General features: G+C 43.8%; 11 protein-coding genes. 9 read left to right on the top strand and 2 right to left on the bottom strand.

The window, feature by feature from the left end:
* Positions 1-115 precede the first annotated feature (115 nt).
* Complete coding sequence (locus MKZ10_RS04455; protein ID WP_342508247.1) at positions 116-1939, top strand: SEC-C metal-binding domain-containing protein; 1824 nt, start codon at positions 116-118, stop codon at positions 1937-1939.
* A gap of 202 nt (positions 1940-2141) precedes the next feature.
* Here the strand turns inward: MKZ10_RS04455 and MKZ10_RS04460 are convergent, their stop codons facing one another.
* Both MKZ10_RS04460 and MKZ10_RS04465 read right to left on the bottom strand, forming a co-directional pair.
* Positions 2142-2939 carry a TIGR00266 family protein gene (locus MKZ10_RS04460; RefSeq protein WP_342508248.1) on the bottom strand — a complete coding sequence of 266 codons (798 nt, stop codon included), beginning with the start codon at positions 2937-2939 and terminating at the stop codon, positions 2142-2144.
* A gap of 72 nt (positions 2940-3011) precedes the next feature.
* Positions 3012-3905: a TetR/AcrR family transcriptional regulator gene (locus MKZ10_RS04465; RefSeq protein WP_342508250.1), complete on the bottom strand. Its 894-nt coding sequence runs from the start codon at positions 3903-3905 to the stop codon at positions 3012-3014.
* Positions 3906-4149: 244 nt separating this feature from the next.
* Between MKZ10_RS04465 and MKZ10_RS04470 the strand changes: the two genes are divergently transcribed.
* From MKZ10_RS04470 to MKZ10_RS04505, 8 genes are all read left to right on the top strand, one after another.
* Positions 4150-5658, top strand: a complete 1509-nt coding sequence (locus MKZ10_RS04470) for a DHA2 family efflux MFS transporter permease subunit (RefSeq protein WP_342508252.1) — start codon at positions 4150-4152, stop codon at positions 5656-5658.
* Positions 5659-5816: 158 nt separating this feature from the next.
* Positions 5817-7295 (top strand): aldehyde dehydrogenase family protein, encoded by a 1479-nt coding sequence (locus tag MKZ10_RS04475; RefSeq protein ID WP_342508253.1) that lies wholly within the window; start codon positions 5817-5819, stop codon positions 7293-7295.
* Between the two features lie 24 nt (positions 7296-7319).
* Positions 7320-8486: a saccharopine dehydrogenase C-terminal domain-containing protein gene (locus MKZ10_RS04480; RefSeq protein WP_342508255.1), complete on the top strand. Its 1167-nt coding sequence runs from the start codon at positions 7320-7322 to the stop codon at positions 8484-8486.
* A gap of 15 nt (positions 8487-8501) precedes the next feature.
* Positions 8502-9692, top strand: coding sequence for an acyl-CoA dehydrogenase family protein (locus MKZ10_RS04485; protein ID WP_342508258.1), 1191 nt, complete (start codon positions 8502-8504; stop codon positions 9690-9692).
* Positions 9693-9878: 186 nt separating this feature from the next.
* Positions 9879-10577: an AIM24 family protein gene (locus tag MKZ10_RS04490; protein ID WP_342508259.1), complete on the top strand. Its 699-nt coding sequence runs from the start codon at positions 9879-9881 to the stop codon at positions 10575-10577.
* Positions 10578-10697: 120 nt separating this feature from the next.
* Complete coding sequence (locus MKZ10_RS04495; RefSeq protein ID WP_342508261.1) at positions 10698-11873, top strand: aminotransferase class I/II-fold pyridoxal phosphate-dependent enzyme; 1176 nt, start codon at positions 10698-10700, stop codon at positions 11871-11873.
* 173 nt (positions 11874-12046) lie between these two features.
* Positions 12047-13780 (top strand): ABC transporter ATP-binding protein, encoded by a 1734-nt coding sequence (locus MKZ10_RS04500; protein WP_342508263.1) that lies wholly within the window; start codon positions 12047-12049, stop codon positions 13778-13780.
* A gap of 162 nt (positions 13781-13942) precedes the next feature.
* Positions 13943-14077 (top strand): RAxF-45 family protein, encoded by a 135-nt coding sequence (locus tag MKZ10_RS04505; protein ID WP_342508265.1) that lies wholly within the window; start codon positions 13943-13945, stop codon positions 14075-14077.
* The last annotated feature ends 16 nt before the right edge of the window (positions 14078-14093 follow it).

Here is a 14093-nt window from a genome sequence, read left to right on the forward strand (position 1 = left end):
AAGGCAAGACTGTCACTCAAATGAGCGATGTATCAGTCAACATGAAGCGACTAGTCTGCTATGATAGAGGTATAGATATAGCAACAATATAAGTTAAAACAGGGAGGAACATAAAATGATTGGAAGAAATGATCCTTGTACATGCGGTAGTGGAAAGAAATATAAGAAGTGCTGTGGTTCAAAAGGGACGGATCTCGTTGAAATGCTGGTCAATGAAGAGCTGGATAGAGTGCTTCTCGATTATTTTGCTGACTACCCAAAAGGTGATAATCGCAGTGAAATGATGCGTTTGATGCGGGAGTGGGTCATTCGCTTGAAAGATAGCTGGGAAGAAGAGCATATTGAAGAAGCGGCAAGTGAGTTTTATTTATTCATTCATAATAAAGAGGTTTGGCGTACATATGTAAGTGAGCAGTTGAAACAGGCAAAGCGCGAGTCAGTCGCTGCGGTTTTGCAAGTATGGAATGAGCCGTTTATGTTATTGGCGGAGATTACGGATGTTGAGCCGGACATGTTGAAGGTGCAGGAGTTATTCGGCGATAACAGCTATCATGTGACGCGTAACGAAGGAATGCCGGCGGATGTCGGGACGTTATTATTTGGTACAGTGCTGCGTGATCCACGGAAAGTGGCAGATGCCATTGCGCCCATATCGTCGATGATGTTTTTGGCGAAGTGGAGTAAGCAGACGAAGGCGTCGTTAGTTGAATTAAGGGAAGCAGTTGCAGATAAGACGCAGGAACAATTCATAGTGGATCATGCGCTTGATATTTATGAGCTGTTCATCAAACGGAGTATGGCGTCGATGACTGAAATCGTGGAAGAAGTGTTGGCACCATCGCAGTTGAGTGCATTACAAGCGATGGAAGCTACTTTACGCGATTTGGAGCAAACGACGGAGTCGCGCGAAATTATGCATAAGTTAGCGGTTGCATACTTCATGAATGAGAATAAGGACGTGCCGGTGGAAGCCGATTTTCTTGCGGCTACAGTTAAAACAGGTATTTCAATCGGTATTGTCCACGGTACTGGTTTAGAAGAGGAAACGATTGTGCAGAAATATGGTGCTTCAACTGAAGGTATGAAGGTTTATGTTGAGGAGCTTGAGGGGCTTTATGCGGAGATGATGAACAGTGGGGACGAGCCGATAGCAGCACAATTATATGATATTGGGACGGATCCAAAGCCATCAGAAAAAGCATTGTGGGAAACGTCGATGACGACAGCGGGTGTTGTGCAACCTGAACGAAAACCAAGTGTTGCGGAAGGGCGTGCACAGTTGTTGGCGTATGAGGCTTATGCGGCTGAAACGGAAGAAGGGCGCCAGAAATTGGCGGCTAGCGCACTGGAAATTGGACCGAACAATCCTGATGCATTGTTGCTGCAAGTTGAAGTGGAGCAGGATGCTACGGTGGCAGCTGAGCTATATGAAAAAGCCATTCATCATGCGAGTAAGATATTTGAGCCGGGAGAAAATCCGTGGCAAAATATCCCGAACCGTCCATTTATGCGTGCGGCATTTGCGTATGGTGCGCATTTATTTTGCGCAGGTGATTACCATGAGGCAGCGGGCGTGTTTTTGGATCTTATCAAACTAAATTGGAATGATAATCAAGGGGCAAGATATGAAGCGGTTGCGTCACTTATTCATGCGGGACGTTATAATGAGGCAGCAGAAATTATGGTACGCTATGAAAAAGGATCACAGCATGATGCAACGTATTTGTATTTAGATTGGAAGCTTGAACTAGAAGCGTCGAAGGGCGAATCAGCGGAAGCGGATGGTATGTTGAAGTTGGCGGCAAAGGCAAATAGTCACGTCATTAACTTGAAAACGTTTAAGGCGAAAACAATTGATTATCCGCGATATCAAGAAATTCAGCCAGGCAGTGAAGCTGAAGCGAGATACATTTGGTTGTTGGTAAATGGTGTGAATTAAATCATTGGATGAAAGTTTCATTTGTTTGTGAGTCATAGGTCCTAAAGTGACGATAACTTTGTTGAAATGATCGATAACTCTGCTGAAATGATTGATAACCCAATCCAATTAAGCGATAACACCACCTAATTGATCGATAACTTTTTGATACTACAAAAAAGCAGGGAGCACATCACAAATTAGAAGGCTCCCTGTCTCTTTTTTATTTCCCACCAAGTAAGTCGAATAACCCGCCTGCGATACTACCTTCACCAGTTGATTTTCCGCCGCCTTGTGGAGCAGCAGCAAACACACGGCTAGCAAGTCTAGAGAATGGCAATGACTGAACCCATACGGTTCCCGGTCCTTTTAGTGTAGCAAAAAAGAGTCCTTCACCGCCGAATAATGCTGTTTTTACACCTTTGACCATTTCGATATCATAATTGACTTCTTGTGTCATCGCAACGAGACAGCCTGTATCGACGCGTAATATTTCACCGGGGTCGAGCTTGTATTCAATAATGGTCCCACCGGCATGAACAAATGCCATGCCATCGCCTTCGAGTTTCTGCATGATGAAGCCTTCTCCACCGAAAAAGCCAGCACCAAGTTTACGTTGAAATTCGATGCCGACAGAAACCCCCTTCGCCGCAGCAAGGAAAGCGTCTTTTTGACAGATGATTTTGCCTTTGTATTGACTCAAATCCATAGGGATAATTTTCCCGGGATAAGGCGATGCAAAATAGACATGCTTTTTCCCGACGCCGTCATTGGTGAATGTCGTCATGAATAAACTTTCTCCTGTTAATACTCGTTTTCCAGCACCCATCAGTTTGCCCATGAGTCCGCCGGCGCCAGATGATTTAGAACCATCTCCGAAAATGGTTTCCATCTTGATGCCGTCTACCATCATCATGAGGGAGCCCGCTTCTGCTACTACTGTTTCTTGCGGATCGAGCTCGATTTCTACGAACTGCATGTCATCACCGTATAGCTTGTAATCAATTTCGTGATTGTTCATATAACCTGATTCCTCCCCTATCATTTTAATTGATAATTAACCATACGTTTGAGGATGAGAAAAGTTTCGATGTCACTCATCTTTTTTTAACGTATCAATGAATTTCCATAAGTATGTAACGATTTCACGCGCATCCGATTCAAAGTTTGTATCGCTGAATGTCTCATGGAAAGAACGAGTGACCGTTTCTAAAATGAATACGCGAGGTTGTGCTGAACGAATTTCATCCAATAAAAATTGTGTATACTGAACGTCACTTGGCATGGAATCGTTTTTAAACTGTTCAAGAAATCGAGTCAATTGCGTGATTAGCATAGTTTTTTCATCCAACTTTGTTTCATCTGTAGACTGTAAATTATCGAACAAACCTGCCCCGAGTAATGTGTCACTTTTTTCCATCATATCACTAATAATGGCGTCAATACGTCTTGTTGTAAATTGTGCGAGCCGCTGGATATCGATTTTCTCTGTTGAACTGGCATTCCAAAAATGAATGAGATGTTGCATCATGCCCATGAGAATAACTGCACAGTCAGGTGCATACGTTTGCGCCTCTTCCCCATAGACATCCACCAATCTTTCGGTCAACCAGGAAATCTCCATGAAATGATGCTTAACGATGAAGGATTTCAAGACTTGGTCGCCCGAGTTGAAAACGGATTCGTAAATTGGTAGCAGATTATGCGCACGATTGACGTGCATACGAACAACAATTTGCTCAGCCAAGATATTTTTATCTCGAATGTCTTGCCCAATTAACAGCTCTCTTCTTTTAATGGTAGCTTCTTCGTGAGCATATTCTAACATCGCCATGAGGCATTCATTTTTTGATGTGAAATAATTATAAAAAGTCCCTTTGGAAATTTGGGAAGCATCTAAAATATCCTGTACAGATGTCGCTGTAAATCCTTTTTCTGCAAAAAGTCGGCGAGCAACGACTAAAACCTGGCGTTTACGATTATTCATAAAATCACCTTTTTCTTAAGAATGGGTATCATACCCAGTGAGTTCCTATGGTCAGTACACTGAATTTGTACCGCTAGTATACCTATATCCTAGCGTACAAAGATGATTATATCAATGAATAAAAGTTTTTTTGAATGAAAGCGATTACTAAGGTTGCTAATTTTGGACTGACGGTATAAACTGTTCAACAGGGTGTACCGAGAGTACAAATTCTATACGTGAAGTAATAAATGGGGGAAGAAAGATGGATATTAAAAAAATGCACGAGAAACCGCCTTATGGCATGATAGCGATTTTGTTTATAGGGGCATTCGTCGCTTTATTGAATAACACATTGTTGAACATTGCACTACCGACAATTATGGTTGAGTTCGATGTCAAACCATCTGTCGTCCAATGGTTGACGACGGGCTATATGCTGATCAACGGTATTTTAATACCGGCCAGCGCGTTCTTCATACAGAAGTTTACAAATCGTGGAGTATTTATAACAGCTATGGCGTCGTTCACATTAGGAACACTACTTGCCATGCTTGCACCGTCATTTGGGGTGTTGGTGGCTGCTCGAATGATTCAAGCTGTAGGATCTGCGATGATGATGCCACTGCTTATGAACGTTATGCTAACGGCATTTCCGATTGAACGAAGAGGAACTGCGATGGGGATTTTTGGTCTTGTCATGTTTACGGCACCAGCGATTGGTCCAACGTTATCGGGCTGGGTTATTGAACATTACACATGGCGTACACTTTTCGGTATTGTTTTACCGTTTGCGATTTTGACACTCCTTTACGCATTCTTTAAATTGCGTAATATTACACCGAATCGTAACGTGAAATTAGATGTCTTTTCACTTGTTTTGTCGAGTGTTGGTTTTGGTGGTCTCCTTTACGGATTCAGTTCAGCGGGTGATAAAGGATGGGATGCGCCGATTGTTTATGGAACAATTATTATTGGTGTAATCGCACTTGTAACCTTTATTGGGCGTCAGCTGTGGATGGATGATCCAATGTTGGATTTCAAGATTTACAAACATCCAATGTTTGCTTTATCATCAGCGATTTCAATTGTTTTATCAATTGCGATGTTTTCAGGAATGATTCTGACACCACTTTATGTTCAGACGATACGTGGTATTTCACCATTCCACTCAGGCATTCTCATGTTGCCAGGTGCGATTGTTATGGGGCTAATGTCACCGATTACGGGCCGCTTATTTGATAAATATGGTCCGAAAGGTTTGGCGATTATTGGTCTTACCATTACAACTGTTTCAACATACTATTTAAGTAAACTAGGTATGGAATCGGGTTATTACTATCTTATGATGATCTACACAGTCCGCATGTTCGGGATTTCTATGGTTATGATGCCGATTATGACAAACGGATTGAATCAGCTGCCGATGATTTCAAATCCACATGGAACGGCTATGAATAATACATTGCAACAAGTGTCCGGTGCTATCGGATCTGCAGTTTTGTTAACAATTATGACGAAGCGGATGGAGTCAACAGGGGCTGGACTATTTGCTGAAGCTCAAGCATCTGGAAATGCTCCAACGACTGCTGAAGGGCTTGCGCTATTAAAGGAACAGATTGAAACGCAAGCAATGCTGGATGGCATTAACTTCTCGTTCTTTATATCAACAATCGTTGCAATTATTGCCTTAGTTTTAACGTTCTTCGTGAAGCGAGTTACACCGCCGAAGAATTCGATGTCGTTAGATAAATCACAGGAAATCAAAGCATAAGTACTAAATGAGTGTGAGCTCCGCATGGGTATGTTAATCCTGATGCGGAGCTTTTTTGTGGCGTAATAATAAAGGGATATCGTGGGATATGTCGAAATGGTTAAGTAGGTTTGTAAGCGTTTTCAATTAGATGCAGAGTAGAAAGGGGAAATGATGGCATGCAACTGAACAACTATATCGGAGGCGCGTGGCAAGGTGCGGAGGGAGCAGATTACATAGCTGTTACCAATCCGGCAAATGGCGTGGAATTGGCACAGGTAAGGCTATCGACAGCAGAAGATGTGGATAGAGCAGTGAAGGCAGCGAAAGAGGCGCAGAAGAAATGGGCACTTGTTCCAGCACCGAAACGCGCAGATTATTTATATGAAATCGGACGTTTAATGAAAGATAAGAAAGAGCATCTAGCGCAAGTGTTGACGAAGGAAATGGGCAAGGTCATTGAAGAGGCTCGGGGAGAAGTGCAGGAAGGTATTGATATGGCACTTTATATGGCTGGTGAAGGGCGTCGTTTGTTTGGAGAAACAGTGCCGTCCGAGCTGCAAGATAAATTTGCGATGAGTGTGCGTGCGCCAATTGGGGTTGTTGGCCTGATCACACCGTGGAATTTTCCAGTAGCTATTGCGACATGGAAGTCATTCCCAGCAATTGTTGCGGGCAACACATTTGTCTGGAAACCAGCGACAGAAACACCGATGATGGCGTATGAAATGGCACTTATTTTTGAACAAGCAGGGCTGCCTGCTGGTGTTGCGAATATTGTATTTGGTGCGGGCTCAACGGTGGGCACTGCGATGATTGAACATCCTGACGTGCGTGTCATTTCATTCACGGGGTCAACGGAAACGGGGCGTCATGTGGCTGAAACGGGTGGACGTCATTTGAAAAAGGTCTCACTTGAAATGGGCGGGAAGAATGCGGTCATCGTGATGGATGATGCGGATATCGATCTCGCGGTGGAAGGGATTTTGTGGAGTGCTTTTGGTACAGCGGGTCAGCGTTGCACGGCATGCAGCCGTGTTATTGTGCATAAAGATGTGAAGAAGGAACTTGAGGAAAAGCTTGTGGCTGCGATGCAAGGCTTGTCGATTGGCGATGGATTAGACGAGTCGGTGAAGATTGGTCCAGTTATTAATCACCAGGCGCTTGAGAAAATTCACAGCTATGTAGGCATTGGTCAAGAAGAAGGTGCGAAACTGCTGGCGGGGGGTAATATACTGACAGACGGGGATCTTGCAACTGGGCATTATTATGAACCGACGTTATTTACAGATGTGAAATGGGATAGCAGGCTAGCACAGGAAGAAATTTTTGGACCAGTTGTGTCGTTGATTGAAATCAGTAGTTTAGATGAAGCGATTGAAGTGAATAACAGTGTGAAATATGGACTTTCAAGCTCGATTTTCTCGCGAGATGTCAATCAGGTGTTCCGAGCACAGCGTGATTTGGATACGGGAATTGTCTATATCAATGCCGGAACGACGGGGGCTGAAATTCATCTACCGTTCGGCGGAACAAAAGGGACGGGAAATGGTCACCGGGATTCGGGCGTAGCTGCACTTGACGTTTTTACAGAGTGGAAGAGTATCTATGTAGATTACAGTGGGAAATTGCAACGGGCGCAGATTGACACGGAATAATATTCTAGGTAGGGGGATGAGTGCGTGAAAGTCGTTATACTTGGTGCAGGTTTGATGGGGAAAGAGGCGGCACGTGATCTAGTGAAAAGTGACGATGTGGAGAGAGTCTATTTGGCCGACTTGAATGTACGTCAAGCAGAGAATTTTGCGGAAGAGCTGATGTCCGACAAACTTGATATTCTTCTGTTGGATGCGACAAATGATGTGCAATTACGCGATGTCATGGCACTTGGCGATGTCGTTATCAATGCACTGTTCTATACATTCAATGAAAAAGTGGCAAGGCTAGCGGTGGAGATAGGTGTCCACTCCATTGATCTTGGCGGTCATATCGGTGGTGCAACGGATGCGGTTCTTGGGCTCGCAGAACAGGCGGCTGCGAAAGGTGTCACGATTATTCCTGATCTCGGGGTAGCACCAGGAATGATTAATATATTGACGGGCTATGGTGCAGAGAAGCTGGACAAAGTAGATTCCATTAAATTATATGTGGGTGGTATTCCGGTGAATCCAGAGCCTCCGCTTAATTATAATGTTGTGTTTTCATTGGAGGGCGTGTTTGATCATTATACAGATTCTTCTCATGTCATTCGCGGTGGTCAGCTGTTGGAAGTCCCTTCATTATCCGAAGTTGAACCGATATATTTTGAAAAATACGGGGAATTGGAGGCATTCCACACATCAGGTGGCACGTCGACATTGACGAAGTCATTCCCGGATGTGACTACGCTTGAATATAAAACGATTCGCTATAAAGGCCATGCAGAAAAGTTTCAATTGCTCGTTGATCTCGGTTTATTAGCACGTGATAGCGAGGTCGTTGTTGCGGGGAATAAAGTAAAGGTAAGAGATGTTATGAGGGAGCTGTTGTCGCCGCAACTTAGACTTGGCGATAAATCGGATGCCGTGCTACTACGCGTAATTGTTAGTGGTGATAAGAATGGCTCCCCTGTGACATATGAATACGATTTGGTTACGGAAAAAGATACAACGGTCAATGAAACAGCGATGGCTCGAGCGACAGCGAATACCATTTCTGTTGTTGCACAGATGATTGGAAACGGGACGATTACCAAGCGCGGGGTTCATCCACCAGAAAATATTGTGCCGGGTGCATTATATATGGAGGAAATGAAAAAGCGTGGTGTCATTATTGTAGAAACAGTGGAGACGAATAATGTTTCCGCTTGAGGGAGGGCTAGCGTAATGGATTTCGGATTCACGGAAGAACAGATTATGCTGAGGAAAACGGCACGTCAGTTTGTGGATGAAGAAATTATGCCGCATATTCAGGGATGGGATGCGGATGGTGGGTTTGATCCTGCCATTTGGAAAAAGCTTGCGGATCTTGGTTTCATGGGTGTTTGTGTACCTGAACAATACGGCGGTAGCGGCATGGATTATAATTCGCTGGCCATTTTATGTGAGGAATTAGAGCGTGGGGATACGGCGTTTCGAACCGCAGTATCTGTGCATATCGGATTGAATTCGATGACGCTGATGCAGTGGGGGACGGAGGCGCAGAAACAGAAATACTTAATTCCGCAGGCGGAGGGTAAGAAAATTGGTGCCTTTGGATTAACGGAGCCGGGTGCGGGGTCGGATGTTGCGGCGATGGCGACGACTGCTGTGCGCGACGGAGATGACTATGTGTTGAATGGCCAGAAGACATGGATTTCCCTTTGTGATGTGGCGGATCATTTCCTTGTTTTTGCTTACACGGATAAAGCAAAGAAACATCATGGTATTAGTGCATTCATCGTTGAGCGAACAACGCCGGGCTTTTCATCGAAAGCGATTAAAGGGAAGTACGGTATTCGGGCAGGCAACACGGGCGAGCTGTTTTTCGAGGATATGCGTGTGCCAGCTGCTAATTTGTTAGGGGCAGAAGGGGAAGGCTTCAAAATTGCGATGGCGGCACTTGATAATGGGCGCTTCACGGTGGCAGCGGGAGCGGTGGGGTTGATCATGGGCTGTCTTGAAGAAAGTGTGAAATATTGTCATGCACGCGAAACCTTTGGTAAGTCGATTGGTAAGCATCAGCTTGTTCAGCAAATGATTGCTAATATGGAGGCTGGTTATCAAATGAGCCGCCTACTTGTTTATCGAGCAGGTGACATGAAAAACAAAGGACTGCGCAATACGCGTGAAACGTCGTTGGCAAAGTGGCAGGCTTGTGATTTCGCCAATAAAGCAGCGGATGATGCCTTCCAAATTCATGGAGCTTATGGTTATTCGGATGAATACCCAGTTGCTCGGTTCCTACGCAATTCGAAGGCGCCTGTCATTTACGAAGGAACGCGTGAAATCCATACGATTATGCAGGCGGAATATGTGCTTGGCTATCGGGAGGATAAGAAGTTGAACAATATGTTGCCGGAATGGCCGTTTGAGTGATAGTGAAATCCTGAGGGGAAGTCTCTTCGGGATTTTTTCTTGATGAAAGGATGCGTCAAAGATCAAGATGCGCTGAAAAGTGATAGATATGAGCGCTGATAACTCTTTTGAAGAATTTCAATTGAATCTTTCTTCATATTCCCACGTATGTATAGTCAGCGCGGATAACTGAAAGGGGCGATTTAAGTGGGTAAGTATACGATTAGTGAATTCGTTAAAAAAACGAAGCAGGTTGAGCAAGTAAGAGAGAATTTCGATTTAGAAACACCTCGTATTTTGGAGGTCAATTTAACGGACCAGGTGTGGGCGAAGACGGGTTCAATGATTTCCTATACGGGTCAAATTAAATTCGAACGGGAAAGAATGCTGGAGCATGGCGTGGGCATGATGTTCAAGAAAGCACTCACGGGTGAGGGAACTTCATTGATGAAGGCAACGGGAAATGGGCGTCTCTACTTGGCGGATCAAGGTAAAAAGATCACAATTTTCGACTTGAATAATGAGTCAATTACAGTCAATGGCAATGACCTTCTGGCATTCGAGCCAAGTATTGACTGGGATATTAAACTGATGCGTAAAGTGGCAGGGATGATGTCCGGTGGATTGTTTAACGTGACATTACAGGGCAAAGGGAAGGTTGCTATCACCACCCATTTTGAGCCATTAACGCTACTCGTCCGTCCGGGAGAGTCTGTCATTACGGATCCCAATGCAACTGTAGCTTGGTCTGGTCACTTAACGCCGGAATTCCGCACAGACGTTAGTTTTAGAACATTCATTGGTCGTGGTAGCGGGGAATCCATTCAAATGGAGTTTAAAGGTGAAGGTTTTGTTATCATTCAACCGTATGAAGAAGTGTATATGACGGGCAATAGTTCTTCCTAAGGGAACAAAGGCGGCTTCAATGGAATCATTCTGGATGCCTTATACTTTTTTACATTAATCAATTGATGTGTGATAAACTATTCCATAAAACAATTTCCCACACACAAGGAGTGCTTTCCATTGAAGATTGAACCTTCGTTAAAAATGTCTATCTTTGAACCAGCTATTTTTGGAGATTTAAAAGTAGCTGCCGAAGCAAAAAAATCGACAGGCGCTGAAGTGGTTGATTTAAGCCTCGGAAGTCCAGATCTTCCTCCAGATGAAAAGGTGAGAAGTGTTTTATCAGAACGGAGCGCTTTGGCGACTACATATGGCTATACACTGAGTGGCACAAAACGTTTTAATGAAGCTGTGGCAAATTATTACGAACGGCGCTCAGGTGTTACACTTAACCCGGACACAGAAATCATTCAAACAATGGGATCGCAAGAGGGACTTGTTCATTTACCTTTCGCCCTTTGCAATGAAGGGGATATCGTATTGACAACAAATCCGGCTTATGTCGCATATGATGCAGGTATTAAGCTCGCAGGCGCTGTGCCTTATTACATGCCATTGCGTGCGGAAAACAGATTTTTACCAAATTTAGATGATGTACCAGAAGACGTTGCGCGAAAAGCGAAATTACTCATTTTGAATTTGCCGGGTAATCCTGTTCCGGCTTTACCTGATGCAACGTTTTTCGATAAAGTCGTTGCATTTGCTAAGAAGTACAACGTACCTGTCCTCCATGATGCCGCTTATTCGGAATATTATTTTGAGGGCGACTCGCCAAGTAGTTTCCTATCGACACCAGGGGCAATGGAAGTCGGCATGGAAATTAATTCATTATCGAAAAGTTTTAGTCTAGCAGGTGCTCGCATCGCTTATATTGTTGGTAATGCAGAGATGATTAGTATTATTAAGCAGCTGAAATCGAATTTGGATTATGGGATATTTGGACCGATTCAAGAGGCAGCGGCAACTGCGTTGGACAATGCCGAGGAAATTACGGATCGTTTGCGTAAGGAGTTTTCACGGCGTCATAAGGTGTTAATGAATGGGTTAGCTGAAATTGGCTGGTCAGTGACACCTTCAAACGGGGGCATGTTTGTCTGGGCAAAATATCCGTTTGATTTGGACGATAAAGAATTTGTTTTCAAAGCTATCGAACAATGTGGTGTTGTCATGGTTCCGGGAAGTATCTTTGGTACGGAAGGTGCTCGATTTGTGCGGTTAGCACTTGTGCAAAAGGTCGGGGAATTACAAAAGGCAATTGAACAATTGAGTACATTAAATGTTTCCATAGGGAAGTAAATAAATGGCGGAGAGGATATGTGTTTCACAGTCCTTTCTGCCTTTTTGTCGTCTATGAATAACACGCATGCTATCATACAAGTAGTATAGACATCTAGGTTGATAGGTGAGAGGTTCTTAATGTATACTTGCCTACTCACTAAAAAAGATTCAATAGATCGGAGTTGTGCACAATGGACAAAAAACAAGTCAGCTTAAAGCCGTTTTTCTCTCTTATTTTATCCACAGGCATTCCAAAGCTTGCTTTAGCTGTCGGTTTAACAGCAGGTGTGCTGACGACACTTGCAGGTTTGGTCGTACCGTTGTTAACGAAAAATCTAGTAGATGGTTTTTCAGTAGCTTCACTAAGTGTCCCGATTATGATTGCGATTGGGATAGCGTTTATTCTCCAAGCAGTGATAGATGGGGTATCTATTTATTTACTCAGTTATGTAGGGCAAAAAGTAGTGGCAAGGTTACGTGAAAAAATGTGGACCAAGCTCATTCGTTTGCCTGTTAGTCATTTCGATAAAGAATCGAGCGGCGAAACGGTTAGCCGTGTTGTCAATGATACGGGAATTGTGAAAGAACTGATTACGCAACATTTTCCGCAATTCATTACGGGTATCATCTCGATTATTGGTGCAGTGATTATTTTACTTGTTATGGACTGGAAGATGACGCTGATCATGTTAATCTCAGTGCCGATTACAGTTGCTATTATGATTCCACTGGGGACTAGAATGGCGAAAATTTCTCGTGGGTTACAGGATGAAACTGCTGTATTTACAGGTCATATTCAACAAACCCTTGGTGAGATTCGTTTAATGAAGGCCTCTAATGCTGAATTAAATGAAGAGGTGAGTGGTAAAGCTGGCATTGAGAAATTATTCAAGTTTGGTTTGAAGGAAGCACGTATTACTGCGTTGATTGCTCCTTTTATGTATTTAGTTGTCATGGTCGTGATTGTCATGATTATCGGCTATGGGGGTATGCGTGTGGCGAGCGGCACGATGTCAACAGGTGAACTTGTTGCCTTCCTGCTCTACCTATTCCAAATTATTTTCCCAATTACATCCTTTGCGATGTTCTTCACACAGCTGCAAAAAGCAAAAGGTGCAACAGAGCGTATTATTGACATTTTAGAACTGCCATTGGAAGAAGGGCAGGATGGTTTGGCAATGGATATTGCGGGCAAACCCGTTCAAGTTGTGAATGTATCATTTGCTTATGAGGAAGATGAGCCGGTCATCGGCAATGTGTCCTTCGAAGCTCAGCCTGGTGAAATGATTGCTTTTGCTGGACCAAGTGGCGGAGGAAAAACAACGATGTTCGGGTTGTTGGAACGTTTCTATGAACCAACAGCTGGTGAAATCCGCATTGGTGACACGCCCATCAAAGAGTTGTCGATGACGTCATGGCGTAGTCAAATCGGTTATGTTTCACAAGAAAGTGCCATGATGGCCGGAACGATTCGTGAAAACTTATGCTACGGTTTAGAAGATGGCGCAAGTATTTCGGATGAACGGCTGTGGGAAGTCACTGAGATGGCCTATGCGGATGAATTTATTAAAGGCTTTACGATGGGTTTGGATACAGAGGTTGGCGAGCGCGGTGTGAAGCTTTCAGGAGGACAAAGGCAACGTATTGCCATTGCACGAGCCTTTTTACGGGATCCTAAAATATTAATGATGGACGAAGCAACCGCCAGTCTCGACAGCCAATCAGAGGGCGTTGTCCAAGATGCGCTGACACGCTTAATGGAAGGGCGTACGACATTTGTCATTGCCCACAGGCTATCAACAATTGTCGATGCGGATAAAATTATTTTCATCGAGAACGGGCAAGTGACAGGTAGTGGAACACATCAGGAATTGACACAATCACATGCTTTGTATCGTGAATTTGCTGAGCAGCAATTGGCGTAGGAGTTGAAAAGAGTGCTGAAGCATTACGATTCGGCACTCTTTTTTGATTATATCAAACCGCGGACCAATGTTTTTTTAATCAACACTGCAAGAAAATAGTGTGAATTAATTTGGAAACATGTTAAACTATTCTTACTAGTAGTGAAACGGAGGTGAGGAATAATGTTGGATACTGTGTATGCACGTGAAATTTTGTTGGAATATTTAGCTACTTCATGTGCGATTACGCATGAAATTACGCCTAACGGGATACGTCTGTCCTTTTTAGCCAATTTCAGTAATCACACAGCTGTTTAGCACTTATTCCTTACAA

The sequence above is a fragment of the Sporosarcina sp. FSL K6-2383 genome, assembly GCF_038618305.1.
In the GTDB taxonomy this organism is placed as follows: Bacteria; Bacillota; Bacilli; order Bacillales_A; family Planococcaceae; genus Sporosarcina.